Raw genomic sequence first — 25943 nt, 5'->3', positions numbered from 1 at the left:
TTCCCAGGAGGCATTCATGCTCATCGACGAATATCCGACAATGCCAGCCCGTGTCATCGCGCAGCAGGTTTCGTCCGGTAAAGTGTCAGCGAGAGCCGTTCTAGATGCGGCCTTTGCCGCGCTCGATAAGGTGGAGCCAATCCTCCACGCATTTGCGACGCTTGCTCGCGAAGAAGCCTATGTAGCGGCGGATGCGCTGGATGGCCGAATTGCTAGAGGAGAGACTGTCGGCCCTTTGGCCGGTGTACCCGTTGCCATTAAGGATCTAGTGCTGACGAAGGGCCTGAGGACGACATTCGGTTCCAATCTTTATGCAGATTACATTCCGGATACTGACGATATTGTGGTTGAGCGGCTGAAGGCGGCCGATGCGATTATCCTCGGCAAGACCAACGTTTCCGAATTCGGCTTCGGGGCCCACGGCAACAATCTCGTGTTTCCAGCCACCGGCAATCCGTGGCAGAGCGACCGCTCGCCGGGTGGCTCAAGTGCCGGTTCTGCAGCAGCGGTTGCAGCAGGCGTCTGTCCAATAGCCATCGGCAGCGATGGCGGCGGTTCGGTTCGCCTTCCCGCAGCCCTTTCGGGGCTGGTCGGCGTCAAGGCTGCAATGGGACGGGTTCCTCTATGGCCAGGGTGCCGCGACATATCGCTTCCTGGCGTGTCGGGCTGGGAGTCAATCGAGCATATAGGCCCGATTGCGCGCGATGTCGCGGACGCCGCGCTTATGCTGTCGGTCATCGCCGGGCCCGATCCGCGGGATCGCTGGTCGATCCCATGTGTGGACGTATCCTGGACAGACATTGCCCCTCTGCGGCGCGGTGCAAAGGTTCTCTACTGGCCGACATGGCATGACCAGCCGATCGAGCAGGGCTTGAAGGATGCGACCGATAAGGCTGTCGCGCTCGTAACGGAGGCCTGTGGTCTCGATCTGACAGTGGGTGCACCGCCCGCCATCGACGTTCACGCCACATTCCGTGCTCTGGTGGCGCTGGAAACGGACCTGACCGGTATGCGGAAACTGCTCGCCCAAAAGCCTGTGCCAGTGTCACCGGCCGTGACCGCTCTGCTGGCCGAAAAGCGGCCATTCGAGGACGCGACCGACGCGATTACCGCACGAAAGGCCTTTGCCGACGATATCGCCGGGATCATGGCCCACTACGATTTCATCCTCACACCAACGCTTTCGGTCACCGCTTTTGCAAAGGATCAAGACGGTCCCTCCACAATCGACGGCAAAGCCATTGCCCCGCATGAATGGTGTCCGTTCACGTCACCCTTCAACCTGACAGGGCAGCCGGCAGCCAGCGTGCCATGCGGTCTGGTCGGTGGGCTTCCCATCGGGTTGCAGATCGTTGGTGCGCATCTCGGCGACGCAAGCGTCTTGTCTGCCGCAACTGCATTCGAGGCCGTTCTTCCTAAGCTTGGCCGCCCACCCATTCATGCTTGACTCATATCACCTTCAGGAAACGCCCGTGACCTCGCTTCGCATCGGAATGCTCACCCCTTCCTCCAATACCGTCCTCGAGCCGGTTACCATGAAGATGATCAAGGATCTCCCTGACGTCACTGCGCATTTTTCAAGGTTCAAGGTAACGGCAATCGGCTTGGATGCCGCTGCATTGAGCCAGTTCGACGATCGCCCCATGTTGACGGCGGCTGAACTTCTTGCGGATGCCAAAGTGGATGTCATCGTCTGGAATGGTACCAGTGCTGGTTGGATGGGTCTCGATTGCGACCGCAGGCTCTGCGAACGCATTACGGAAGTGGCCGGCATCAAGGCATCGACGTCGGTGCTGGCGCTATTTGATATCATGCGGCAGAGAAAGGAGACGCGAATTGGCCTTGCGACGCCCTATACCTCTGATGTTCAGGCAGCGATCGTAAAATCCTTTGCCAACGAAGGAGTCGAGGTCATCTGCGAACGACATCAGGGGCTGCGGGATAATTTCAGCTTCAGCCAAGTGCCCCCGGACGCAATTGCCGAGATGATTGCCTCCCTTGCTCTTTCGCAGCCGGATGCCATCGCGGTCTTCTGCACCAATCTCGCGGGCGCGCCACTCGTCGACTCATTGGAAAGGACGTATGGATTGGCAATCCACGACACTGTTGCCACGGCGATTCATGGCGCCATGTCCCTGACTGGTTATGACCTTGGGAAAGTGTCGGGCTTTGGGCGAATGTTTTCGCCTGTATGACGGGCTCGAAAAACCTGACGCGGTGAGGTGAGAGCAATCCGGCCTACAAGGTATAAGGAGCGCTAGCGTAGCCAGCGCTCCTCATGGATTTTATGAAAGGTGATGCGGTTTGGTCATGCCATAGACTGGCGTGTCGATGCCCGCGTGGCGGGCTTTTAGCTGCAGTGAAAGATATTGCGAATAATGGCGGGACTGATGCAGGTTGCCGCCATGGAACCACAGCGCATCCTGTTGTGTCGGCTTCCACATGTTACGCTGTTCGCCTTCCCAAGGACCGGGATCCTTGGTGGTATTGGAGCCGAGGCCCCAGCATTTGCCGACCTTGTCAGCGACCTCGCGCGAAATGAGGTCGGCCGCCCAGCCGTTCATGGAGCCATAGCCGGTGGCATAGACTACGAGATCTGCCGGTAGCTCTGTGCCATCCTTCAGGACCACTGAGGTTTCAGTCAAATGCGAGACGTCCACGCCGGATTTAAGCTTGATCGAGCCGTCGATCACCAGATCACAGGCGCCGACATCGATGTAATAGCCCGACCCGCGCCGCAGATATTTCATGAACAGGCCGGACTCATCATCGCCGAAATCCAGCATGAAGCCTGCCTTCTCAAGCGCTTTGTAGAAATCTGCGTCCTGTTCCCGAATCCTGTCGTAAATCGGGATCTGGAACTCATGCATGATCCGGTAAGGCAATGAGGCGAAGATCAGGTCAGCCTTGCGAGTGGTCATGCCGCCCTGAACCGCCCGTTCCGAGTAAAGGTCGCCGAGACCGATCTCCATCAGCGAATCCGACTTTACGATATGGGTGGATGAACGCTGCACCATCGTAACATCGGCGCCGGCTTCCCATAGCGCCGCTGAGATATCGTGGGCGGAATTGTTGGAGCCAATCACCGCCACTCGTTTGCCTGCATAGGCGTCAGGCCCAGGATGCCGTGAGGAGTGCTGTTGTTCGCCCTTGAACACATCCTGGCCGGGAAATTTTGGCACATTGGCTTTGCCCGACATGCCTGTCGCCAGGACCAGCTGCTTTGGCTTCAGCACGACCTCTTTGCCAGCGCGGTCGACACGAACAGTCCATTCGCCAGTTGCTTCATCGAATTGCGCCGACTTGCAGGTCGTGGAACTCCAATAGTTCAACTCCATGACCTTGGTGTACATTTCCAGCCAGTCGCCGACCTTGTCCTTGGGGGTGAAAACAGGCCAGTTTTCAGGAAAGGGAATATACGGCAAATGATCGTACCAGACGGGATCGTGCAGGCAGAGCGACTTGTAGCGCTTGCGCCAGCTGTCGCCGGGGCGCTCGTTCTTCTCGATGATGATTGTCGGCACACCCAGCTGGCGAAGGCGTGCGCCAAGGGCAATTCCCCCCTGACCGCCGCCGATGATCACGACATACGGCTGCACCGAATAGCCGAGCTCCCTGGCCTCTGTCTCAAGCTTTTCTTTCCAGGTCACGCGGTTGCGATCATGGCCATGCTCCGCCCCCATCGGGCGGCGAAGACCTTTTCGCTCTTCATGGCCCTTCAATTCCGACATAGTGGTCAAAAGGGTCCAGATCAGCCCGTCCTTGAGGCGGATATGGCCGTAACCACGCGCCACACCCGTCTCGAATTCGAACCAGCCTTCGGTTATTCCTCCAGCTTCGTTGGCCGTCTCTTTCGCATCCTGAACGAAATTCGATGGCTTGATGGCGGCGAGCTGGCTCGTCAGCATCTCTCTGATCTGTTCGTGCCCTTCGAGGGTCTTCAGGTTCCAGGTGAGTGTCACCAGATCGCGCCAATAGCAATCCGTCTGGAACAGGTTGACGGCAGCGTCGATATTGCCGCTCTCAAGCGCTCTGCCGAGTTTCGACAGAACCGTGTCTATTTTTGTGGCCGGACTGATATCAAGCATGGTCTTCTCCTCCATAGTGCTTGTTTCATCGATGATGAAGCGCCCCTCCAGGCGCTTTCGAAGCGGTCACTGCCCAGTCGGGCTCATCTCCCGCAACAGGCATTGGCCAAGACGCTATTTCGAAAGATCGATCAGGATCTTGAGGTGGGCACCGGCCGGATCGAGCAGTACGTCGAATCCTTCTCGAACAGCGGTGTCGAGGGTAACGCGCTTCGTGACGATCTTCGTGGCCGGCAGTAGACCCGAGGCGATCAGCCTGATGACGCGCGGCCAGTAATGGGTCGGGTAGGCCCAGGATCCTCTTATTTCGAGATCCCGGAACGTTACCTGGAACCAGTCGATCGGATTTTCATGCGGATGCAGGCCGGTCTGGACCACGACGCCCTGCTTGCGAACGGCATCGAGGCAGGCCTTCAGCGCATGTTGGTTGCCGACGCATTCGATGGCGACGTCGCAACCGACCTGACCTTCCGTCTGCGAACGGACGATGTCGCCCACGTTGTCGCGCTGTGGATTGATCGGGATGACGTCAGGCAGCACGCCTTTGGCAAGAGCGAGTCTGGCGTCGTTCGGGTCGGAGACAAACAGCTGGGTGGCGCCGGCAGCACGCGCGGCAAGCAATGTCAGCATGCCAATGGGACCGGCGCCGGTCACCAGTACGCTGCTGCCAGCCGTTACGCCACCGCGATCGCAGGCATAGACGGCCACCGCTGTAGGCTCGACCAGGGCGGCCTCTTCATCGGTCATTCCGTTCGGGATCTTCTGAACATTGTAGTCGTTGACCAGGGCTGCTTCGGCCATGCCGCCACCATCCCAGCTCAGGCCGACCAGCGCCAGTTGCGGACTTAGGTGGAATAGACCGCGATCGGCGAAATAGTCACCGGATCTCGGCATGACGAGGGGTTGGATTGAGACGCGGTCGCCTGGAACAACAGATGTCACGCCTTCTCCAACAGCCTCGACGATGCCGCCAAACTCATGACCAAGAACCTGCGGTCCGTGCGCGCCGGTAAAGGGGTGCGGCTCTGTCGGAATGAAGATCGGGCCATAGCTGTATTCATGAAGATCCGTGCCGCAAATTCCGACGAAGCGATTGCGCACCAGGACTTGCCCGGGCCCCGGCCGCTTCGGCTCGGCAATATCGTCCAGGCGCAAGTCCTTGGCCGCATGAAATCTGAGCGCGCGCATGTTTCCTCCCTTGGCTGCTCTCGATGTCAAGAGAAGAGCAAGGCCCATGCCAGCAGCGGCCGCTGGGAAAACCTGCGCAATTACAGGGTTTTTCAGGCGGTGCGGGTTCTGCCACGCCACATCCGTAGCGCAACAGGTGTGGCGGCTGCCGCAGTCCAGCGCTTAGTGCGGCCTGCCAATGCCGAGGCGTCGCATCCGTCGATGCATTGTGGTGCGATCAATGCCGAGCCGGCGCGCCGCCTCGGAAATATTACCATGGCAGGCGCTTAGCACGGCTCGGAGCGCGGCTTCAGGGTGGTCATCGCCAGTATCCGGTGAGCTGCCGGCCAGATGTTCTGGAAGGTCGGCGATCTCGATCAGACAGCTTTCGCAGAGCGCTGCGGCAAAGGCGATTGCATTGTCCAGCTCGCGGATATTGCCGGGCCAGGAATGGTTCAGGATCAGAACACGCGCGGCAGGCGACAGCCGGAGGGCGCGCCCTGGCGCGGCATGCTTTTCGAGCAACCGGTCGATGAGCCAGGGGAGGTCGCCGCGCTGGCAGAGCCGCGGCAGGGATAGCGTTGCAGCATTCAATCTATAAAAGAGGTCTTGCCGAAACGATCCAGCTGCTACCATGTCCCCCAAGGGTCGATGCGAGGCGGATACGACGCGGAATTCCAGCTTACGCGCCACCGAGCCGCCAACCGGCAGGACTTCGCCTTCGGCGAGAACTCGCAGCAGCCGGCTTTGCGCGGCGTATGGCATGTCGCCGATTTCGTCGAGGAATAACGTGCCTCCCGCCGCTTCCTCGACCAACCCTTTTCGCCCCTTGGCGAGGGCGCCCGTAAAAGCTCCGGGCACATAGCCGAACAATTCACTTTCGATCAGCTGTTCAGGGATCGCCGCGCAATTGACTGCAACGAAGCGGCCCGACACCCCGCTCACCTCGTGGATGATACGGGCCAGATATTCCTTGCCTGTCCCGGTTTCCCCCTGAAGCAGGATCGGCAATGCGCTCGGTGCCAGCTTGGCGACTTTACGGCGAAGATTATCAATGGCGTCAACGCTGCCGCCGAGCCGGCTTATCGCGGACTCTGGCTGAACAGACCGGACGAGCGGCACTGCGACTACACGCTGTTGCGGTTCGATCGCATGGGCAAAAAGAACGGATCCATCGCGCACGGCAATCCTTCGGTCCTGCGGAAGGCTGGCACGGGTCAAAGAGGCCAGTTCATCGAGATCGGCTTCAAAAAAGTCGGTAACCGGTTGGCCGATGACACGCTCCGGCTGTCGCCAGTCGATGCCACGGGAGGCTGCTAGGAGCCGTGCACCGCCATGGGTCATGCCGGTAATGAGGCCCGCACCATCGACGGAAATTGCGGCTTCCGGATCAACGTCGAGGAATTCTGGCGCACCAGCGAAGCGCAACACGAGGTCGTGCCGACTATTTGCCATGAGATTGGCAAGCTCGATACGCCGGACTGTCGAGGACACGAGATGACGTGCCATGTTTTGGCTCGCCTTCAAGATGGGCGAGCTTAAAAGCGAGATGTCGAGCACAGCGACCAATGCACCCTGCGTGTCGTAGATTGGCGCAGCAGTGCAAGAAAGCGGGGTATGCGTAATATCGAAATGATCGGTCTGATGAATTGTCAGCGGCTCTCCGGTGGCGAGGCAAGCGCCAACGGCGCAAGTGCCGGCCCGAGGCTCGGACCAATCCGAGCCCAGATAGAGTCCGGCTTTCCGTAGATTGTTGTTAAATGAGGGATCGCCGAGGAATTCGACGGTAACACCCTGCTGGTCGGAAAGGAGAAGGACATAATTCTGTTCGGCCACCTGCCGATAGAGCCGCTCCAGTCCAGATCGGGCGATGTGTACTAGGTCTTCCGCTTGCTGGCGATGTTCACGCAGGCGTGCCTGCGATACGATCACCGCCTCGCGCGCCTCTGCCGGATCGAGTTGATAGGTCTCGAGACACCTGCGCCAGGATTCGACGACAAGCGCGTCGCGGCCCGTATTGCTTCCCTGCCCGACGCGTTCGATTTCCTTAATGTGATCCGCAAATCCCATAAAATCACCGGCTCATTAAGAACCGCCTCCTGTGATCTATGGCGAGATCATAGCGCTAAACGCCGCGAGCACCTAATGCTTCCGAAGCTCTCTCACGACAGTCTAGCGGTGGGATAGTGGAGCGAATGACCGGGACGGGATTTTGACGCTGTTGGCGACCCGCCGAATTCAGAGGTTATGCTTCTGGCGCAAATCTCTACCAATTCGCCCATGGCTTGGGTGCGGGCTTCCGTAATCCGGCTGGTCGGGCCCGCTATGGAGACGGCCGCATATACGCTTCCGGTTTCGTCATAAATTGGCGCGGCAATACACCGTAGGCCCGTGAAAAATTCTTCGTTGTCGACCGAAAATCCACGCTCGCGGATTCGCGCGAGTTCCTGGATCAAGGCCTCCTGGGTGGTAATTGTGTGGTCCGTATAGCGCGCCATTCCCTTCCTCGTGATAATGGCCGCCACTTCCTCATCGCTCATATGCGCGAGGATCATTTTTCCTGCGGCAGACCGATGCATCTCCGCTCCCCCACCAGGCCTCGATATGGCGCGCACCATCTGCTGACTTTGTACCTGTGCCATGCAAACCACTTCCGATCCGTCGAGCATGAAGAAGTTCACGGTTTCGCCGCTGGCCAGCATCAGGCGTCGCATGAATGGAATAGAGAGCGCCACCATGTCACGCGATCTCGAGAATGCATTGCCGACGAGAAAAGCTTGCACACCGATACTCCAGCACATGGTCGCCTGATCGAAGCGGACGAAACGCTGGCGCTGTAATGTCGTGAGAATGCGATGCGCACTGGAAGGTGGCAGGGATACTTGAGCGGCCACTTCCTTCAGCGTCAGTCCTTCATCGGACGCGCTTAGGCGCTCTAGGATGCTCAGCGCACGATGAATGGACTGGACGCTACCGCTTTCTTTAACGCACTGCTTTTCCATAATAATTTCCGCCATTCTATGTCGTGATACGCTGATTGCTCAGAGCATCATTCCACATCGTGAAATTTATTCCAATCAACTTGCACAGGATTTAGCCTCGCATAAGATATAGGCAATTAGCGAGGAGCGGCAGATGCGCGTTGGTGTACACAAGGTCAAGATGGGCAATCCGGGTGACGTTTCGGATCTCAAGCGGCAAATTGAGGAAGGCAGCATCAAACCGCATGAAATCGTCGCCATGATTGGCAAGACAGAGGGCAATGGCGGCGCGAATGACTTTACGCGTGGCTTTGCAACGCAGTCGTTGTCGCTGCTTCTTGCACCCTATCTTGATCTGTCGCCAGATGCGGTTGCCAAGCGCATCGCCTTTGTCTGGTCTGGTGGCACGGAAGGGGTGTTGAGCCCCCACACGACGGTTTTTACGCGATCGGAAGCGGAGCCAGCGACTGGAAAACGTCTTGCGATCGGTATCGCAATGACGCGGGATTTTCTGCCTGAAGAAGTGGGCACCATGGCAGAGGTTCGCGAGGTCGCCGCTGCGGTTCGCATCGCGCTTGAAGAGGCGGGAATCGATGATCCGCGTGACGTGCATTATGTTCAGGTCAAGGGTCCGCTTCTCACACCGGCTCTGGTTACGGATGCTGAAAGTCGCGGCGCGAAGCTCGTGACGAATGATCCGAACGGTTCAAAGCCCTATGCACGTGGCGCGACAGCGCTGGGCGTGGCGGTCGCACTGGGCGAAGTGGATGAAGCCGACTTAAGTGACGACGCCATCGCAAAGCGGATGGATCTTTACTCGTCTGTGGCCAACACGTCTGCGGGTGGCGAATTGCGCAATTGTGAAATTCTTCTGTTCGGCAACTCCTCAAAAGCGGGCGGCGATTTGAGGATTGGTCATGCGGTGTTGAAGGATGTTGTTGATGGCGATGCGGTGCGTGCTGCCATTGCCAACGCCGTGGGTGATGATGCAGATCCAGCGGTTGCTCTTGATCGGGTAAAGGCCATTTTTGCCAAGGCCGAAGCCCCGGTTGGTGGCATGTTGCGTGGCTCGCGCACGACCATGCTTTCTGACGCCGATATCCATTATGAGCGCCATGCGCGCGCCGCATTGGGCGCAGTCATCACCTCCATTACCGGTGATGCCAAAATTTTTGTATCCGGTGGAACCGAGCATCAGTGCAAGCCGGGCGAGGCTCCCATCGCAGCCATCGTGCAGGTTTAATTTTCCTCCCAAGCGCCCTGCCATCCGGCAGGTTGGGCGTTGATGCCAATGCCGGAGCCATAAAGCAAAAAACAAGAACCAACAGAGGGTTTATCGCCATGACTAGAATGATTTCCCGTCGCCGGCGGCTGTCGGCGGCGACCGCTATACTCATGTTCTCGGCCGGCTTTGCCGGTGCTTTGGGCGCTGCATCCGCCCATGCTGAGGACAAGGCCGCCATTCTGCTTCCGGGCAGCGCAAACGATCAGAGCTGGAATGCGCTTGGCTATTCCATCGTTAAAAGTCTGGAACCGCATGGCTTCAAGACGGCCTATACAGAAAATGTCGCCGATGCCGACGAGGCGGAAGCCGTTCGCGACTATGCCAATCAGGGCTATAACATCGTGCTCGGTCACTCGGGTCGGTTCGTTTCGGCCATGCAGCAGGTCGCACCCGATTTTCCAAAGACGCAGTTTATTGCAGTTAGCGGCAATGAAGGCGCAGAGCCGAATGTCATGTCCATTGATTACAACAACGCGCAGTTCGGCTGCCAATTGGGCCTGCTGGCCGCAAAAATGAGTAAAACCCACAAGGTTGGCGGCATTTACGGCTTGCAGGGCGTGCCGAATATCACGGCACAGGCTGGCGCATTCAGACTTTGCGCCACCAAGGCCGGCGCTGAGGTTACCATCCTCTACATCAAGGATATGGAGGATGCCGCACAGGCCAAGGAAGCGGCCTTCTCGCTTATCGGCAATGGTGCAGACGTGCTGACCGGCAAGCTGAACGCCGCCGAGGCAGGCCTCGTGCAGGCTGCCAAGGAGAAGAAGGTCTATGTGACCGGTCGTGGGTTTGACCAGACGGCCATTGCACCCGAACTCGTCTTGACGAACATCGTGGAAGATTGGCCCTCGATGATTGGCAGCACCGCCGATCAGGTCAAGGCGGGCAAGCTCTTCGGCAGTTTTGTGCAATATGGCTATGACAGCGGCAAGACCACCGGCGCATCGCTGAAATACAGCGCAGACAAAGCCTTTGGACCGGCCGTTTCTGAGGCGGTCGCCAAAGACGTCGACGCGATGGCGGCAGATTTTGCCTCCGGCAAGTTAAAGGTCGCACCGACCGATAAAGATGCCCGTAGCGGCAGCTGATGCTGGAGCGGAGGCGCGATCTCGTTCGCGCTTCCACCTTTGTAATCGAGGAATTCGATGGCGGCTCTTTTGGAAATGCGCGGCATGGTGAAGGTCTATGGGGCCTTGCGTGCCAATGACGGCATCGATCTGGATGTCTTTGCGGGCGAGATCGTTGGCCTGTTGGGCGAAAACGGCTCGGGCAAAAGCACGCTGATGAAAGTGCTGTTCGGCATGGTTGAAGCCGACGGTGGTGGCATTGTGTTCCGGGGCCGCGAACTCTCCGGCCATCGACCGGGTGAGGCGATGGCTGTTGGAATTGCCATGATTCATCAGCACTTCATGCTGGTTGAAGCGATGACGGTTTTGGAAAACATCATGCTTGGCTGGCCGGAAGCAGGCAAGCTTTTGAAGCGCCATGTGATCGCCGAGAAGATCCGCGAAACCAGCCGCAGGCTGGGCCTCGATCTCGACCCAGAGACGCGGGTGGCCGATTTACCGCTGGGGCGACGGCAACGTGTCGAAATCCTGAAAGCCGTGCTGCGCAATGCGGAGCTGCTTATTCTCGACGAGCCGACCTCCAACCTCGCACCCGCCGAGGTTCGCGATCTTCTCGTGGTTCTCAAGCGTCTGCGCAGCGAAGGCAAAGGCATTATTTTCATCACCCACAAGATGCCCGAGGTTATTGAGGCCTGTGACAAGGTTGTCGTTTTGCGGGCGGGCAAAGTCTCGGGTAAGGCAGTTGTTTCCGGCGCTGATAAGGCGCAACTCGCCGAGATGATGGTGGGCCGCGATGTGACGACCCCCTATGTGATGAAAGCACCTGAAAAAGGTGCCGTGCGCATTGGGATGCGCCAATTGGCTGGCAAGGGTATTGGTCCGCTCGACCTTGATGTGCGCGGCGGCGAAATTTTGGCTATCGCAGGCGTGGACGGCAACGGACAGCTGGAACTGGCGGAAACCCTGGCGGGATTGCGCCGTGCAGACGCGGGCACGATCAGTCTCGACGCGAGAGATATCACCCATGCCACACCCGCAAACCGAACCAAAGCAGGTCTGGCCTATATGCCAGCCGACCGCTCAATGACGGCGCTCGTCAAGAGCATGACGATTATGGAAAACCTCATGCTGCGGGATATCCAACGTCCGCCCTACAGCCTACGAGGCCTGTTGACCATGGGGTTTGCGCGCCGCAGGGCCGAAACGTTGATGAGCCAGTTCGATATTCGCGCAGCTTCGCCTTTGACCAAGGCGGGCAGTCTTTCCGGCGGAAATCAGCAGAAGATCGTGATTGCGCGTGAGCTTGCGCGTCAGCCTGCGGTGCTTGTGGCGCATCAGCCAACTTGGGGTCTCGATCCCGGCGCAACCCGCTTTGTGCTTGAGCGGATCATCGCTTTGCGGGATGCGGGCTCTGCTGTGATCTACATCTCCTCCGAGCTGGAGGAGGTTCTGGCGGTTGGCGATCGGGTCGCGGTTCTGGCAGGTGGACGGCTGGCGGGTCTTGTCACGCGCAATGAAGTCGATATGCCGCAGATCGGATTGTGGATGTCGGAGCGCGCCGCATGAGCAATCTTGCCCAGACCCCAGCTGACGTGTCTCAGCGTTTTTCGCTGCGCTTGCGCAAAGATGGTCTTCTGCCGCGCATTCTTCTTGCCATTTCGCTCTCGCTCGTTGTCGCCGCTGTTCTTATTTTGCTTGCGCAGAAAAACCCGCTTGACGCTTTCGCAGCCATGCTGGCTGGCGCTTTCGGCTCACCTCACCAGATTGGCGTGGCGCTCAATCGCACGTCACCCTATCTGTTCGCGGGCGCAGGCCTTGCGCTGTGCTTTCGTGCTGGCGTTATCAACATGGGGTCTGATGGTCAGATCGCCATGGGTGGAATTGGCGCAACAGCGACAATCCTTACCTGGCCGGGCACGCCCGGTGCCGTTGCTGCGATAGCAGCTCTGATCGCCGCCGCTTTGGCGGGTGCTTTATGGGCTGGGCTTGCCACGGCCATTCATCTTTCCCGTCGTGTGCATGAGGTGCTGGCAACGTTGCTCCTCAACTTCGTTGCATTGCTGCTGGTTCAATTTTTGCTGTCCAGCGCACTTGGCCAGCCGGGAGCGGGCTTTTTGCAATCGCCGCTGATGCCGCGATCCGTCTGGTTGCCGCGTATTCCGGCGTTTGATTTTCACATTGGCATCATCCTTGCGATCATCGTGGCGGCCTTTGTTTCTTTCCTGCTGTGGAAGACGAGTTTTGGCTTCGGCGTGCGCGTGGCCGGTCGTTCGAGACCCGCTGCTGCCTATGCCGGGTTCTCGATTGCCGCGATCACCTGGCAACTCATGCTGGGCGCGGGTGCCATGGCCGGTCTCGGCGGCGGCGTGGAAATTCTCGGGCTGCAACACCGTCTGATCGAAGGTTTTTCCAACGGCTTTGGCTTCAAGGCTGTGACGGTTGCTTTGCTGGGTGCGCTGGAACCGGCGCTGACGATTCCCGCCGCACTCTTCATTGGCTTCCTCGAAACGGGCGCGCTTGCCATGCAGAGGCAGATTGGCGTGCCCTCATCGCTGGTCACGGTCATTGAAGCCGCGACCATTCTCTTCATTCTAGCCGCAACGGTGCGCCGAACATGATCGATTTTCTCGCCGCCGCCATCCGCATCGCCACGCCGCTGATCTTTGCGGCTCTTGGCGGAATTCTGTCCGAACGCGCTGGCGTCTTTGCTGTGGGACTGGAAGGAATGATGCTGACCGGTGCCTTTGCCGGGGTCATTGGCACATGGCTCACCGGTTTTTCCGCTGTGGGAATGATCTTTGCTGCCGTCGGCGGCGGGTTGATGGCGACGCTCGTCGCCAGCGTGACCGTCCGATACCGTGCAGACAACATGGTGACGGGCCTGACATGCAACATTCTGGCGCTTGGTCTGACGACCTATATGATGCGCATTCTCTCCGGCAGCGGCAGTCCGATTGCCATCCATCTCGAACCATTGGCACCTTGGACCATCCCCTTTCTGTCGCAGATACCAATTGTCGGGCCGCTGCTGTTTATCCAGCCGCCTCTGACCTATCTGGCGCTGATCGGCTGCGCGATGCTTTCCTTCTTTCTCTCCCGGACACAGGCTGGTCTTATGCTTTGCGCGACGGGCGAAAATCCGGAAGCGGTCTTTGCCGCTGGCAGCGATCCGCTGAAAATCCGCATTCTTGCTGTCATCGGATGCGGTGCCATTGCTGGCCTCGGGGGTGCGGTTTTGTCACTGCAGCAGGTTGGCACGTTTACCGATGGAATGACCGGAGGGCGCGGCTATCTGGCCCTTGCCTCACTGATCGTCGGACGTTGGAAACCTTGGGGGGCCGCCGTTGCCTGCCTTGTGTTTGGAGCAGCGGAAGCATTCGAGCTTCGGCTCCAGTCCATGAGCGTGCCCGTCAGTTCCTATGTCATGCAGATGGCACCCTATGTCATCGCATTGGCCGTGCTTGCGGGCCTTGGACGCTCCAGCAAATTGCCGGCCTCCATTGGCAAGCCCCTTTGATTTCATGAAAGGAAACACCCCATGCTGGAGGATATTGGCGCGCTGGCGAAGGCGTTGCGTAGCGGGGCCATGACTGCGCAGGCGCTGCTTCATCGCTGCCTGGAACGCATCGAAAGACTGGATGGTAACCTCAACAGCTTTGTCGCAATCGATCACCAAGGGGCCGAAAGTGCTGCCCGTGAGAGTGATAGACGCTTTGAACGCGGCGAAGCGAGATCGATGATGGAAGGCATTCCGCTGTCGATTAAGGACAATCTTCTGATGAAGGGCGTACCCGCCACCTGGGGCAGCCGCGCATTGAAGGATTTCACTCCAGACCATGACGAATTGCCGGTCGCGCGGCTGCGGGATGCGGGGGCCGTGTTGATCGGCAAGACCAATGTGCCTGAACTGACGCTTGAGGGTTATACGGGCAATGACCTTTTTGGTGTCACCCGTAACCCTATCGACACGCGGCTCACTCCCGGTGGCTCGTCTGGCGGCGCGGTGGCTGGCGTTGCGGCAGGACTGGTGCCTGCGGCCATCGGCACAGATGGCGGCGGCTCGATTCGTCGCCCGGCATGCCATACCGGTCTTGTCGGCTGGAAGCCATCGACCGGGCGTATTGCACGAGGATCCGGCTTCCCCGCCATCCTCCTGGATTTTGAGGTGATCGGAACCGCAACACGCACGGTCAGCGATGCCATTCTTCTCGATGGCGTTCTTAAAGGCGCGCATCCCATGGATCGCCGTTCTTGCTTTTCTGAATATGTGCCTCCACGTCTGGAGACCCCGCGCATTCTTTATATCCCGCAATTTGGCGACAGCCCGGTTGACCCCGAAGTCACCTATGCCATCAACCTATTTGCGCAACATCTCGCACGGGAAGGGGCGGATGTTGTGCAAGGCGACTGTATTTTCGACCTTGATCTCGCAAACCGCATCTGGCGCATCATATCTCGTTCGGGCGTTGCCTATCTCATGCGGCACTATCCTGCTCTTGCCTCACTCGGCGGGGCATCGGTTCAAGCCATGGCCGAAGATGGGCGCACAATCCGAGGCGCGGACTACATCGAGGCACTGGAGGGTGTCTCTGAGCTGCGTGCGGCGATGACAAAGCTCTTCCTGGACTATGATTTCATCCTCACCCCCAGCGCCGCGGCCCTGCCTTGGCCAGCGGAACAGGCCTATCCCGACCTGATTGACGCAAAGCCCGCCGGGCCAAGAGACCACGCGGTGTTTACCGGATGGGTCAATATTACCGGGCTTCCGGCCATCAGTCTTCCGGTGGCAGTGTCCAAAGATGGCCTGCCTATCGGGGCGCAGCTTGTCGGTCCGTTCGGAGGAGATGATGCCGTCCTGACATTTGCGAAACGGCAGACACTTTTAATATGAGCCGATGCGGTAATAGGCACTGTAGTCGCAGAGGCCACCATTTGGCTCGGGACTTGTTGCCGAGCTTCTCTGTTGCTTTTCAAGAGCTCGCATATGCGAACTCTTGAGTGGCAGTATTAGCTTCAATGACGAAGTACGATCTTACCCTGTACGCCAGCGGTAATTAAATCATGAGCGGAGCCGATCTCTTTCAGCGCGAGGGTATGAGAGATCGGGATGATCAGCTGCCCATTTGCTGCGGCATGCAACACCGCATCAAGGGTAGCGACATCGGTTTGATGATAAAGCTCCTTAATTGTAACTCGATTGCCGTCATTTATCCCTTCCGGCACAGCAACAATGCTAGCGACTTTGCCGCCGTCACGAACGTGGCTTATGAGGTTGGCGGCGACCGGAGCCGCAGCACTGATCGCATAATCAAAATCGCCAACGGCAGGTTTCAGTGTGATATCGAGTGCCTCGCCGGCTAACGCGCTTGCCTCATCGAGCCGTTGGGGACGAACGCCTGCTACCGGTTTAGCGCCAATCTCCTGCAAATACTGAATTGCGGCGCGGCCAACTGCACCGAGGGCGCCTGAAATCAGCACGCGGTCGCCGCGCTTGACGTTCAATGCGTCGACAGTTTGCCGCCCAGTGAGCCCCGCTTTGACCAGCGCAGCACCATGCTCGAAGCTTAGCTCGGCCGGTAGTTTGGCAACGGAGGTCGCCGGAACGACTCCAAACTCCGCATGGGCTCCTCTGCCGTTCGCCACAAAATCGGCAACGACCCTATCGCCGACCGTCAGGCCATTAACGCCGGCGCCGAGTTCCACGATGGTGCCCGCGGCGTCACCGCCAAGGACTGCGGGCAAGGGCAGCGGTATGTACTGAGCCATAAAACCTTGACGGAGGATGAGATCGAAGGGATTGACCGCCGATGCTTCTATCTTGATCAGAACCTCGCCGGCTTCGGGTTCCGGCATGGGCAGGTCGCCGATTTCGAACTGTTCGATGCCGCCGTAGTTTTTCAGAAGTGCTGCTTTCATTGTTAGTCTCCAGAGCAAATGGCTTTGCTAGCGATAGTACTAGCCGACCACTGAGTTGATGCATTTCGAATATCAGGTGGTTGCGGCTATGGGACGCCGGATGCCATCGATCGACCAGGCGCCACCACCCGCAACGGAGAAATAAAGAAAGATGAAGCAAAAGAGGATCGCAGGCTCGCCCATATTGATGGCCGGCCAAAAGCTCTGCGAAAGGTGCGCCATAAAGTAGGCTGCCGCCATCTCGCCCGCAGCAACGAACGCTGCGGCACGGGTGTAAAAGCCGACAGCCATCAAGGCGCCGGTGATGAGTTCGATGGCACCAGCAACCAGCATGATGGTCGCGAGAGGGTAGGGCACACCTGGAATAGCTGCCGGAAATTGAAAGAACTTCATTGTCGCATGTTCAATGAACAGCAGTGCCGCGACGATACGTAGGACGGCAAGAATCCGCGGCGTCCAGATTTCGGTATTCAGCATTGAATGTCTCCGAGGTTGGAACTGGATCTCAGATGGCGGATGCCGATTTTTTGAGATCTTGGTTTTCTTTCCAGAGCTTCATCGCCATGGTGAAGACGCCGTCGGTGTAGTTGCGGTAGACTGTCATGCCTGCCGGATCGCGGCCGGCCTTGGTTGCAAGAAACGCGACGATATCGTCGGACTCTGCGATGAAGAGACCCGGCTCAAGCTGTGCGGATGGGAAGCTCACCTTTTCGAAATGTGGCGAAAGCTCAGCACGAATAGCGCTTTCTTCGGCAGTGTCAGCGACGAAATCGCGAATTACGACATCCGACATCATTCCCGCTTCGAGAACGAAAAGCCGGACTTTCAGGCAGAAAGGGCAATTTTCTTTTAGATAGAGGATCGGCTTAAATGTGGGTTCGGACATTGGTTTTCCTTTTCTATCTGATCTCGCCGAAACGGAAGCTGGACGCAGTCAAACCCCCGGCAAAATCGGTTTGGTGATACGTTACAGCTCCGGGTTCGTCCTTGGCTGCGCCTGCAACGACCATAAGCGGAATAAGATGATCTTCACGTGGATGGGCTGCACGCGCGCAGGGCGCACTTTCCCATTCCAGCAATCTTTTGGCGCGCTCCTGAGGAGGTGCATGCACCAACGTCTGTTGCAGCCAAGCATCGAACTGCCGTGAGGGCTCGTGACCCCTTACGTCCTGCATGGCCGCAAGATTATGGTAGCTCAGGCCGCTTCCGATGATTAGGACGCCCTCGTCGCGCAGCGGCGACAGCGCCTCACCGGCGTTAAAGTGCAGGGCGGGATCGAAGCTCGCATCCAGAGACACTTGGACGACCGGTATATTCTCTTCTGGATAAAGCGGCTTCAAGATGCTGAACGTACCGTGATCGAAGCCTCGCGTTGGATCTAAATCCGCGTCGATACCGCGGGCATGAAGCAGTTGCTGCACACGTTTTGCCAATTCAGGCAAACCTGGTGCACCATATTTGATAGTATAGAGATGTTTGGCAAAGCCCTGATAATCGTAAATCATCCCAGGTTGTGCACCGGAAGAAATCGCGAAACGACGTTCTTCCCAATGGCCCGAGATCACCAGAATTGCAGTGGGTCGTTCTTTGAGTTCGGCTCGCATGTCGAGCAGTGATTGCTCAAGTTGATCGAAGTTGCGGCGGAAGTCGCCGGTCATGTAAGGCCATGGCCCACCACCATGGCTGATGAAATACGTTGGAAGCCTAGTATTCGCCATTTTGAATTTCCTATTGCCCAAGTCTGTTCTCGGGCAGGTGTCATCGTTCTCGCCATTAATCGTCGTATCCCTGTGGTTGATCAATCCGTCTTGTGTTGATGGAATGTTTCCCGTATGTTGATGATTATGGATACGATGATGAGCCTGAGGGTGTTCTGCGCAGTGGCGGAGCTTAAAAGCTTTACCGCAGCCGGCGGCCGTCTCAATCTCTCACCAGCTATGGTGAGCAAACACGTTATCCATCTGGAGAAACGCCTCGGCATCAGGTTACTCAACCGTAATAGCCGCCACGTCAGTCTCACGGAAACTGGAGCGCTTTACTTCAACCAGACGAGGCAGATGCTCGAAGGATTGGATGAGGTCGAGGCAGCGATCAGCAACGTTGCCGTTGTTCCTCGCGGGGTTCTTAAGTTGAGTGCGCCAGTTTGGGCTGCTACCAGCTGTTTTACCGGTATGTTGGCAGAATATAGTCGCCGATATCCCGACGTGAGTCTGGACGTCAATTTGAGTGGCCGGATCGTGAATCTTGTAGAGGAAGGCTTTGATCTTGCACTCCGAGCGACGGCTCGCGAGCGACTTGATCCCGGCTTAGTGGCAAAGCCAATAATGCCAGTGGATTTTTGCCTGATGGCGTCACCGGATTATCTGAAACAAACGGGGCTACCGGCGAAGATCTCCGACCTCAACGGTCACGCAATCCTTCGCTATAGTGGCGTCAACATGAGCGAAGGGATGACTTTCGATAGCCCGAACGGGCGTGAAACAGTAAAATTCCGGACTGTGATGCAAAGTGAGAATGAGACAATTCTGCACCTCGCTGCACTGAAGGGCATGGGTTTAGTGTTTCTGCCGAAATGGATGGTGCAGCCGGATATCGAAGCAGGACGGCTTGAAACTGTCCTGCCCGACACTCTGGGGGTCAGCGCCACACTTTACGCTGTGTATAGCAGCCGAAATTACCTCTCCGCGAAGGTGCGTACATTCATCGACTTCATCTCCGCGAACTCGAAAAGCAACGACTGATCTGAAGCGACTCATTTGTAACGACGCGCGAAAGTGTCTCGCGTTTCGGCGCGCAAAAATGCCTGCCCATAAGAACAGGCTAATCTCTGCACAGGATACGGCTTTGACCGTTGGCGGCTCGCGCGATAGCATCTCGACAACGTCGAAATTAAACGTCGAAATTGCAGGCATCGATGTGGTCAAGAGCGATAACGATGCGGTGTCTGGCCGCGTCACTCAGAGGAAGGACCGGATGTGGCGGATCAACGACACAAAGGTCAAGTATCTGCGCGATCATATACATGACCCGGAAGCTGCCAAATTCCTTGAACAAGGCCCACAAAGGTTTAAATGCTTCGTCCATCCGTTGAACGGTGAGCGCATCCCCGTCTTGAGCCGCGCGGGCCAACGTTAAAGCCTGCGAAGGCATAAGCCCTGCGACAACAGAATACCACGTATCGCCTCCAGCCAGTAACGACGACGGGCAGCCCCAATCGCCACTGTAACCGACCTTAAAGCCAGGCCCGGTGGTTGACCTGAGCGAGGTGAGTTCAGAAGCAAAATCCTCGTCTGACGGTAGAGGCATCTTCACAGCAACAATGTTTTCCACTTTAGACAGGCGTGAAATCAGTGCCCGGCTAAAGGCAAATCTGGTAGTGCTGGGGTTGTTGTAAATGCAAAGCGGAAGATTGCCCGCCTTGGCGACGGTGGCAAAGTGTTCGAACACCTCCTCCTCGAACAGAGGGGTATAGGACATCGGAGCAAGAAGCAGACCATCGGCGCCGGCAGCTTTCGCATCTTGAGCGAGGGCCACGGCTTCGATTGTCGTGATTGCTCCGACACCAACGATGACAGGTATTTCACCACCAGCGGCCTCTAGCGCTGACTCAACCGTCCGCCTGCGCTCTTGTCGTGTCAAGAACGCATAGGCTCCTGTACTCCCGAGGAGGCCAATCGAATCCACTCCTGCCTGAGCAATACGCGCAATAAGACGCGCGACGGCTGCCGTATCCACTCGACCAGACGGGTCGGCGGGTGTGATCGGAAATGCAGAGAGTCCTTGGAATATCGACATCGCGAGCAATCCTTCAGATGACGGTGAAAAGAAGTTTCAGCCCGGCGAACGCGAAAAATAGAGCGAGTGTGAATTCAATTCCGCGTCGTATCCGGCTGTAAAGATGGATCATATAAGCCGTCGAAAAGACAATCGCGTAGCCGCAGAAGATCGTGACACTCAGAACCGCGCAGCCAACGAGAATCGGGACGACAGTATGGGACGACGACCCTGGGCCGAGCCCGAGCGTCATCAATGCAATCCACGCGAGGATTGATTTTGGATTGGTCAGATGCATGAGCAGCCCGCGCTTATAAAGCGTCGCTGCCGTGGCCCGCTGCTCGTTCAATAAACGGCGGTGGTTTTCGGTTGAAATCAATGCGGCTCTACCTGCCCTGAAAGAAAGGTATAGCAGGTAGAAGCCTCCAAGCACCTGAAGAACGAGGAGTGCTTGCGGGTATCGGCTAAGAACAGCCGAAATACCTGTGGCTGCCATCAAGCCCCAAAAAATCGAACCGCTGACGACGCCGAGGGCCAATATTAATGCCGCCCGCCGGCCATCATGCATGGCGACACCCATGATGCGCATATTGCTAGGGCCTGGACTACCAGCTGCAATTATATAGGCAGTGAAGACGATAATGAGCTGATGAATATCGGGTGACATTACTTATTTCTTTGGAGCGCTTCTAAACTGTCTTTGTCATATAGCTTCCAAACTGGACTTGACATAGAGCCAGTTTTCTCGCGTTTTCGTGGTCCAGTTGGAATGTCTGGAGCACTTTCGCTCAGAGTTAGCTACGGATGGGAAACGCAATGAACCGGGTGGTTGTCCGCCGCGAGCATTCGGCGAGACTGGGCGCACGTGGGATCTATGCAAGCCTGCGGGAGCAGATCGTTGCAAAGGTATATGGCCAGAATGGAGTACTTCCATCGGCTCGTGCCCTGTCGGTCGAGCTTGGTGTTTCCAGAACGACCGTAACCACCGCATACGAACAATTGGCGGCCGAAGGCTTCATTGTTATCAGACAAGGCACTCGACCGCGTGTCGCGATCACGGTCTCTGATGAGAAAATAAGCAGCTCTTCCCTTGAAAGGGAGAGACCGCAAAAGCTCTCGGATTTTGGGACAAGATTAGGCGATTTAGCTATGCCTGTAGGTCGAGATGCTGGAGAGCTGGTTGCGGATTTCCGATATGGCGGTCTTTCAACCTCTGATTTTCCGATGCCGGCCTGGCGCAAAGCGGTGAACGGCGCGATTCTGCGCCGCCCGCCGGTGCTTTTCTACAATGATCCCTGCGGCTCTGTTCGTTTGCGTGCCGCTCTCCAGGGCTATCTCTGGCGGGCCCGGAGCATCAGATGCGAGCCTGATGATGTCGTCATTGTCAACGGCTCTCAGCAAGGTCTGGATCTATGCGCACGCCTCCTGCTGGACAGGGGCGATAAATTTGTCATTGAGAATCCTTGCTATCCCATGGCGCGAAGCATCTTCCAAGTAACGGGTGCTATCCCCATTCCGGTGAATGTGGACGCGGAAGGAATTAGATCTGACCTGATTTCGAAGTTAGACGCTCGGATGGCATATGTAACGCCGTCGCATCAATTTCCGCTCGGAAGCGTGATGTCAGTTGGACGGCGCCAACAGTTGTTAAACTGGGCAGAGGAACAGAGCGCTTATATTGTTGAAGACGACTATGACAGCGAATATCGCTTCGACATGAAACCCGTTCCACCCCTGCGTGCGCTTGGAGGAGCGTCAAACGTCATCTACGTCGGCACGGTGTCGAAAACGTTATCACCGACGCTACGTCTCGGTTACGTCGTTGTCCCTCCCGCCTTGCAGGAGGTATTCGTACAGGCAAAGCGCCTGACGGATAGGCATGCCCCAGTCTTGGAACAGGAGGCATTAGCAACTCTGTTGGAAACGGGTGCTTATGAAAGCCATGTGCGCAAGGCCAGACGCAACAATGCCCGTCGACGCGAGGCGCTGCTTGACGCGCTTCAGGAGGAGTTTGGCGAAGACGTTCGAGTGGAAGGCGCAGAGGCAGGTCTACATTTGGTCGTTTGGTTTCTCGATATCCAGCCATCAATGGCAACGCCCTTCATAGAAACCGCCGCGTCCTTATCGGTTGGAGTGTATTCGATCCGACCCCATTACGTCGACCAGCCCTATGCACATGAGTATCTTGGGCTCGTGATGGGCTATGCCAGTCTGTCCGAACATCAGATCCGCTTGGGAGTGAAGCTTCTTCGGCGCGCTTACCAAACTGTAAGTTGTGGGGCCTCGTAGCCTACGGATGACCGTTCCCCTTCCATAGGCAGTGCCAAGCTCTCAGCGCGAAAGCTTGGCCTGGCGTGCGACGGATAATTATGCCGGGGCTATACTTGGAAGCCACCTCAACTCTTATCAAAGGAACCCTGTGGAGATCCACGGAATAGCGGCAACGACGATAAGACCAACGAGCAGGGCGATCATATAGCCGATAATCGGCTTCATGCCCTCGTCCGGCTTTATCCGGCTAATGGCGCAGGCGGCGTAGTAGCCGACACCGAAGGGTGGAGCAAAGAGACCCATGCCCATCGCCAGAATGACCACGATCGAATAATGGACTTCATGCAAGCCGACATCACGTGCGATTGGGAAGAGTAGCGGCCCGAACAGAACGATTGCCGGGATACCTTCCAGGACAGAGCCCAGAATGATGAAGGCAAGAACGGATACTGCCATAAAGGTTATGGCGCCGCCAGGCAGCCCCCGCATGATCTCCGCGAGTTCGGTGGAAAAGCCTGATTGCGTCAATGCCCAGGCCATGGAGGTCGCAGCGCCAATGATGAGCAGAATGGCACCGGACAGAGCCGCCGCATCGACAAGCATCGGATAGAGCCGCGTCCACTCGAACCGGCGATAGATTAACAGGCCTGCGACGACGGTATAGGCGATCCCGATCGTCGACACTTCTGTTGCCGTTGCAACGCCTTCGATCACGGCAGCCCGGATCAAGAATGGCAATGCGATCGCTGGAAGCGCGATAATGAAGCTGGATACGATCTCCTTCCAACTTGCCCTACGGATACTCGACAGGTCTTCATCGCGATAGCGCCACCAGACCACCGCGGCCAGCGTCAGCCCTAGGATCACGGCAGGCAGCAAGCCACCGGTGAAGAGCGCCGCGATCGAGACGCCTGTGACGGAACCGATCGTGATCAACACGATGGAAGGCGGAATAGTTTCCGTTTGGGCGCCGGTGGCCGAGAGCAGCGCGACCAGATCTCCGGGCTTTGCACCCCGCTTTTGCATTTCTGGAAACAATGCCGGCGCAACAGCGGCCATATCTGCGGCCTTGGACCCGGAAATACCGGATACGAGATACATGGCACCGATCAAAACATAGGAAAGACCGCCCCTGACATGGCCTAGTAGGTTCGCCAAAAAGCTCACCATCGCACGCGCCATGCCGGTCATTTCAATGAGCAGGCCAAGGAGCACGAACAGAGGAACAGCAAGCAAGATGATATGGCTCATGCCTTCGTCCATGCGACCGATGACGACCATGGTCGGCGTCGTTGTCGTCGAAGCGATATAGCCGAACGTCGCGAGCCCGAACGAGAAGGCAATCGGAACGCCGAGAAAAACCATGACTCCGACGCCGAAGACAAAGAACAGCAGCAGGTTCCAGTTGCCGATGCCGCTCAAACCCGGTCCGAGCAGAGTAACGGCCGCGACCACAAGTGAAACGCTGAGCAGCGCCAAGACGATCTGCCGCAAACCGCCTTTCTGCAACAGGCGCAGCGTCGCAATCAGCAGCATGAAAAAGATGCCGACAGGGAGTGCGGCGGCCCTCCAGGCATTGGGAATTTCGAGAGCCGGGGTGGTGACCCAGACTTCTTCTGCCGCAAAATGATACGCGGGTGCAATGGTCAGCAGCAGAAAGGCGAGGGCTGCCGCTATGGCAACAAGGTCGAGCAGCGAGCGCCACTGTGGCTTCAGCGCGCCAACGACAGCGGTCATGCGCATATGCTCACCGCGACGCAAGGCCACGACGGCGCCGAACATCGCCAGCCAGAGAAACAGGATGCCAGCCAGTTCGTCGGACCAGATCAGCGGCTGGTGCAACGCGTAGCGCCAAATCACTCCCATCATCAGCACAACCACTTCTGCAAGGAGAAGAAGGGCGGCGGGCATTTCGACAATCAGGCCGAGGAGCCTTTCGGCATTGGCAGCCCAAAGAGCGATTCCGGTTGGTGGACGGTCGTGGCCGTCGAGTTCCTGGTATTGTTGGGCTGTCATCGCCTTCTCCTCCCATCGTCTTGTGAATGCATTCCTGCCGAGGCGTGACCGACCGTGAGGCGCCGTCCGGTGCATGTTCTGTCGACATGCCGAAACGCGTCCGGCATCTTTGCCGCTGCTGAATGTCCTGAGACGGAAAACTGTTTGCTTCTGTCAACGCCTCCGGATGCCGCGATAGCCTGCGCGGCATCCTAGGGGTTCGCATATATGGCACTGCGCTTCTCATCAGATGAAGGGCAGTGTGTGGTGCGGCAGCGGCAATTATTTACCGAGCGGACCAGATACCTTTTCCAGGCTCTTCCAAGCATCCTCGCCGTATTTCTGTTTCCAGTCATTATAGAAACTGGTGGATGCCAGAACGGTCCGGAATGCATCCTGATCAACGTCGATGAGGTTAATGCCCTTGCCCTTCAGGTCGGTCTTCAAACTTTCGCTGAGGCGAGCAATGTCGGAGCGCTGATCAAGCGCCGACTGGTCGAGTTCGTGCGAAATGACATCCTGCAATTCCTTCGGAAGTCGTGCGAAGGAAGCCTTGTTGCCGAGGACCCAATATCCGTCCCAGACGTGGTTGGTCAGGCTGATGCTTTTTTGCACTTCGTAGAGGCGGGCCGTTGCGATGATCGCGAGGGGATTCTCCTGGCCTTCGACGACCTTGGTTTGCAAGGCGGAATAAAGCTCATTGAAATTGATCGGGGAAGGGGCTGCCTCCAGCGCCTTGAACAGCGATGTCAGCGCGGGAGCCGGCGGAACGCGGAGTTTGAATCCTTTCAGATCCTGCGGCGTTTTGATCTCCTTGGTGGAAGAAGTAATCTGGCGAAAGCCGTTATCCCAGATTTTCGACATAGCGAAAATCGGGGTTTTGGCGATCATCTCCCGAATGTGCGCTCCGAGCTCGCCATCCATTGCCTGCCAGACCTGATCGTAATTCTTGAAGGCGAAGCCGAGGCTGGTAATTCCCGACAGTGGCACGAAAGTGGCCAGAACCAGAGAGGAGAGATTGAAAAAATCGATGGCGCCGTTACGCACCTGCGACAGAAGGTCGGTGTCGGAACCGAGCTGGTTGGCAGGATAAAGTCTGATCTCCACCCGCCCCGATGTCGCGTCACGAATGCGGTCGAAGGCTTCCTTGGCACGAATGTTGACCGGATGTGTCGGATCCTGCCCCGTAGCGTATTTCAGCGTGAATTCGGCTGCCGAAGCCGGGCGCCTGAGCACCGTTATGAAAGGCAGCGCCAGTGCGCCCTTAACCATGGTTCTGCGGCTTATAGCAAATGTAGTGGCCATTATGTTCCTCTCCCATTTCAAAAGGTTATTTCGCCCTGCTCGGCAGCTCTCTCCATGCCGACGATAGGCGTTGTCCGACGGCCTCGCTCCCGCC

Annotated in this window: 22 protein-coding genes; 10 read left to right on the top strand and 12 right to left on the bottom strand. The window is 57.4% G+C overall.

Annotation, left to right across the window (positions count from 1 at the left end; all coding sequences use genetic code 11):
• The first annotated feature begins 16 nt into the window (after positions 1-16).
• Positions 17-1447 carry an amidase gene (locus BJF91_RS10885; RefSeq protein ID WP_075614470.1) on the top strand — a complete coding sequence of 477 codons (1431 nt, stop codon included), beginning with the start codon at positions 17-19 and terminating at the stop codon, positions 1445-1447.
• Positions 1440-2195, top strand: coding sequence for a maleate cis-trans isomerase family protein (locus tag BJF91_RS10880; RefSeq protein ID WP_075614469.1), 756 nt, complete (start codon positions 1440-1442; stop codon positions 2193-2195). Before BJF91_RS10885 ends, BJF91_RS10880 begins: the two co-directional genes overlap by 8 nt.
• 90 nt (positions 2196-2285) lie before the next feature.
• Here the strand turns inward: BJF91_RS10880 and BJF91_RS10875 are convergent, their stop codons facing one another.
• From BJF91_RS10875 to BJF91_RS10860, 4 genes are all read right to left on the bottom strand, one after another.
• Entirely contained in the window at positions 2286-4088 is a 1803-nt protein-coding gene (locus BJF91_RS10875; protein ID WP_075614602.1) for an NAD(P)/FAD-dependent oxidoreductase, read from the bottom strand.
• Positions 4089-4202: 114 nt separating this feature from the next.
• Positions 4203-5276 carry a 2,3-butanediol dehydrogenase gene (locus tag BJF91_RS10870; RefSeq protein ID WP_075614468.1) on the bottom strand — a complete coding sequence of 358 codons (1074 nt, stop codon included), beginning with the start codon at positions 5274-5276 and terminating at the stop codon, positions 4203-4205.
• A 162-nt stretch (positions 5277-5438) separates the two neighbouring features.
• A complete protein-coding gene (locus tag BJF91_RS10865; protein ID WP_075614467.1) occupies positions 5439-7325 on the bottom strand; it encodes a sigma-54-dependent Fis family transcriptional regulator in 1887 nt (628 codons plus the stop codon).
• A 92-nt stretch (positions 7326-7417) separates the two neighbouring features.
• Complete coding sequence (locus BJF91_RS10860; RefSeq protein WP_083943258.1) at positions 7418-8272, bottom strand: IclR family transcriptional regulator; 855 nt, start codon at positions 8270-8272, stop codon at positions 7418-7420.
• Between the two features lie 118 nt (positions 8273-8390).
• Here BJF91_RS10860 and atzD point away from each other — a divergent pair, with 118 nt between their 5' ends.
• The 6 genes from atzD (at position 8391) to BJF91_RS10830 (ending at position 15479) form a co-directional block, all read left to right on the top strand.
• Positions 8391-9479: a cyanuric acid amidohydrolase gene (gene atzD / locus BJF91_RS10855; RefSeq protein ID WP_075614466.1), complete on the top strand. Its 1089-nt coding sequence runs from the start codon at positions 8391-8393 to the stop codon at positions 9477-9479.
• Between the two features lie 98 nt (positions 9480-9577).
• Positions 9578-10609: a BMP family protein gene (locus BJF91_RS10850; protein ID WP_083943257.1), complete on the top strand. Its 1032-nt coding sequence runs from the start codon at positions 9578-9580 to the stop codon at positions 10607-10609.
• 57 nt (positions 10610-10666) lie between these two features.
• Positions 10667-12154 carry an ABC transporter ATP-binding protein gene (locus tag BJF91_RS10845; protein WP_075614464.1) on the top strand — a complete coding sequence of 496 codons (1488 nt, stop codon included), beginning with the start codon at positions 10667-10669 and terminating at the stop codon, positions 12152-12154.
• Positions 12151-13206, top strand: a complete 1056-nt coding sequence (locus BJF91_RS10840) for an ABC transporter permease (protein ID WP_075614463.1) — start codon at positions 12151-12153, stop codon at positions 13204-13206. The genes BJF91_RS10845 and BJF91_RS10840 overlap by 4 nt, the downstream gene beginning before the upstream one ends.
• Positions 13203-14105: an ABC transporter permease gene (locus BJF91_RS10835; protein ID WP_075614462.1), complete on the top strand. Its 903-nt coding sequence runs from the start codon at positions 13203-13205 to the stop codon at positions 14103-14105. The genes BJF91_RS10840 and BJF91_RS10835 overlap by 4 nt, the downstream gene beginning before the upstream one ends.
• Before the next feature lie 21 nt (positions 14106-14126).
• Positions 14127-15479, top strand: a complete 1353-nt coding sequence (locus tag BJF91_RS10830) for an amidase (protein ID WP_075614461.1) — start codon at positions 14127-14129, stop codon at positions 15477-15479.
• Between the two features lie 122 nt (positions 15480-15601).
• Here BJF91_RS10830 and BJF91_RS10825 read toward each other — a convergent pair whose 3' ends face one another.
• From BJF91_RS10825 to BJF91_RS10810, 4 genes are all read right to left on the bottom strand, one after another.
• A complete protein-coding gene (locus tag BJF91_RS10825; protein ID WP_075614460.1) occupies positions 15602-16504 on the bottom strand; it encodes an NADP-dependent oxidoreductase in 903 nt (300 codons plus the stop codon).
• A 72-nt stretch (positions 16505-16576) separates the two neighbouring features.
• Positions 16577-16981, bottom strand: a complete 405-nt coding sequence (locus BJF91_RS10820) for a DoxX family protein (protein WP_075614459.1) — start codon at positions 16979-16981, stop codon at positions 16577-16579.
• 28 nt (positions 16982-17009) lie between these two features.
• Positions 17010-17390, bottom strand: a complete 381-nt coding sequence (locus tag BJF91_RS10815; RefSeq protein WP_075614458.1) for a thioredoxin domain-containing protein — start codon at positions 17388-17390, stop codon at positions 17010-17012.
• Positions 17391-17403: 13 nt separating this feature from the next.
• On the bottom strand, positions 17404-18222 hold the full coding sequence (locus BJF91_RS10810) for a DODA-type extradiol aromatic ring-opening family dioxygenase (RefSeq protein WP_075614457.1): 819 nt from the start codon (positions 18220-18222) through the stop codon (positions 17404-17406).
• A 126-nt stretch (positions 18223-18348) separates the two neighbouring features.
• Here BJF91_RS10810 and BJF91_RS10805 point away from each other — a divergent pair, with 126 nt between their 5' ends.
• On the top strand, positions 18349-19245 hold the full coding sequence (locus tag BJF91_RS10805) for a LysR family transcriptional regulator (RefSeq protein ID WP_075614600.1): 897 nt from the start codon (positions 18349-18351) through the stop codon (positions 19243-19245).
• 148 nt (positions 19246-19393) lie between these two features.
• Here BJF91_RS10805 and BJF91_RS10800 read toward each other — a convergent pair whose 3' ends face one another.
• Both BJF91_RS10800 and BJF91_RS10795 read right to left on the bottom strand, forming a co-directional pair.
• Positions 19394-20299: a dihydrodipicolinate synthase family protein gene (locus BJF91_RS10800; RefSeq protein ID WP_075614456.1), complete on the bottom strand. Its 906-nt coding sequence runs from the start codon at positions 20297-20299 to the stop codon at positions 19394-19396.
• 13 nt (positions 20300-20312) lie between these two features.
• Entirely contained in the window at positions 20313-20945 is a 633-nt protein-coding gene (locus tag BJF91_RS10795; RefSeq protein ID WP_075614455.1) for a LysE family translocator, read from the bottom strand.
• A 149-nt stretch (positions 20946-21094) separates the two neighbouring features.
• Between BJF91_RS10795 and pdxR the strand changes: the two genes are divergently transcribed.
• Positions 21095-22567, top strand: coding sequence for a MocR-like pyridoxine biosynthesis transcription factor PdxR (gene pdxR / locus BJF91_RS10790; RefSeq protein WP_075614454.1), 1473 nt, complete (start codon positions 21095-21097; stop codon positions 22565-22567).
• 117 nt (positions 22568-22684) lie between these two features.
• Here pdxR and BJF91_RS10785 read toward each other — a convergent pair whose 3' ends face one another.
• Complete coding sequence (locus BJF91_RS10785) at positions 22685-24565, bottom strand: TRAP transporter large permease (protein ID WP_075614453.1); 1881 nt, start codon at positions 24563-24565, stop codon at positions 22685-22687.
• A gap of 261 nt (positions 24566-24826) precedes the next feature.
• Positions 24827-25849, bottom strand: a complete 1023-nt coding sequence (locus tag BJF91_RS10780) for a TRAP transporter substrate-binding protein (RefSeq protein WP_075614452.1) — start codon at positions 25847-25849, stop codon at positions 24827-24829.
• Positions 25850-25943 lie beyond the last annotated feature (94 nt).

The sequence above is a fragment of the Gillisella taibaishanensis genome (genome assembly GCF_001938985.1).
GTDB classification, from domain to species: Bacteria; Pseudomonadota; Alphaproteobacteria; order Rhizobiales; family Rhizobiaceae; genus Allorhizobium; species Allorhizobium taibaishanense.
The sequence above is the reverse complement of the archived record's forward strand: the minus strand, read 5'-3'. Positions and strand labels throughout refer to the sequence as shown.

Bases quoted from the DNA above. Each gene is read 5' to 3' on its own strand.
- BJF91_RS10885 (WP_075614470.1), top strand. From the start codon at position 17: ATGCTCATCGACGAATATCCGACAATGCCAGCCCGTGTCATCGCGCAG.
- BJF91_RS10880 (WP_075614469.1), top strand. From the start codon at position 1,440: ATGCTTGACTCATATCACCTTCAGGAAACGCCCGTGACCTCGCTTCGC.
- BJF91_RS10875 (WP_075614602.1), bottom strand. From the start codon at position 4,088: ATGCTTGATATCAGTCCGGCCACAAAAATAGACACGGTTCTGTCGAAA.
- BJF91_RS10870 (WP_075614468.1), bottom strand. From the start codon at position 5,276: ATGCGCGCGCTCAGATTTCATGCGGCCAAGGACTTGCGCCTGGACGAT.
- BJF91_RS10865 (WP_075614467.1), bottom strand. From the start codon at position 7,325: ATGGGATTTGCGGATCACATTAAGGAAATCGAACGCGTCGGGCAGGGA.
- BJF91_RS10860 (WP_083943258.1), bottom strand. From the start codon at position 8,272: ATGGCGGAAATTATTATGGAAAAGCAGTGCGTTAAAGAAAGCGGTAGC.
- atzD (WP_075614466.1), top strand. From the start codon at position 8,391: ATGCGCGTTGGTGTACACAAGGTCAAGATGGGCAATCCGGGTGACGTT.
- BJF91_RS10850 (WP_083943257.1), top strand. From the start codon at position 9,578: ATGACTAGAATGATTTCCCGTCGCCGGCGGCTGTCGGCGGCGACCGCT.
- BJF91_RS10845 (WP_075614464.1), top strand. From the start codon at position 10,667: ATGGCGGCTCTTTTGGAAATGCGCGGCATGGTGAAGGTCTATGGGGCC.
- BJF91_RS10840 (WP_075614463.1), top strand. From the start codon at position 12,151: ATGAGCAATCTTGCCCAGACCCCAGCTGACGTGTCTCAGCGTTTTTCG.
- BJF91_RS10835 (WP_075614462.1), top strand. From the start codon at position 13,203: ATGATCGATTTTCTCGCCGCCGCCATCCGCATCGCCACGCCGCTGATC.
- BJF91_RS10830 (WP_075614461.1), top strand. From the start codon at position 14,127: ATGCTGGAGGATATTGGCGCGCTGGCGAAGGCGTTGCGTAGCGGGGCC.
- BJF91_RS10825 (WP_075614460.1), bottom strand. From the start codon at position 16,504: ATGAAAGCAGCACTTCTGAAAAACTACGGCGGCATCGAACAGTTCGAA.
- BJF91_RS10820 (WP_075614459.1), bottom strand. From the start codon at position 16,981: ATGCTGAATACCGAAATCTGGACGCCGCGGATTCTTGCCGTCCTACGT.
- BJF91_RS10815 (WP_075614458.1), bottom strand. From the start codon at position 17,390: ATGTCCGAACCCACATTTAAGCCGATCCTCTATCTAAAAGAAAATTGC.
- BJF91_RS10810 (WP_075614457.1), bottom strand. From the start codon at position 18,222: ATGGCGAATACTAGGCTTCCAACGTATTTCATCAGCCATGGTGGTGGG.
- BJF91_RS10805 (WP_075614600.1), top strand. From the start codon at position 18,349: ATGGATACGATGATGAGCCTGAGGGTGTTCTGCGCAGTGGCGGAGCTT.
- BJF91_RS10800 (WP_075614456.1), bottom strand. From the start codon at position 20,299: ATGTCGATATTCCAAGGACTCTCTGCATTTCCGATCACACCCGCCGAC.
- BJF91_RS10795 (WP_075614455.1), bottom strand. From the start codon at position 20,945: ATGTCACCCGATATTCATCAGCTCATTATCGTCTTCACTGCCTATATA.
- pdxR (WP_075614454.1), top strand. From the start codon at position 21,095: ATGAACCGGGTGGTTGTCCGCCGCGAGCATTCGGCGAGACTGGGCGCA.
- BJF91_RS10785 (WP_075614453.1), bottom strand. From the start codon at position 24,565: ATGACAGCCCAACAATACCAGGAACTCGACGGCCACGACCGTCCACCA.
- BJF91_RS10780 (WP_075614452.1), bottom strand. From the start codon at position 25,849: ATGGCCACTACATTTGCTATAAGCCGCAGAACCATGGTTAAGGGCGCA.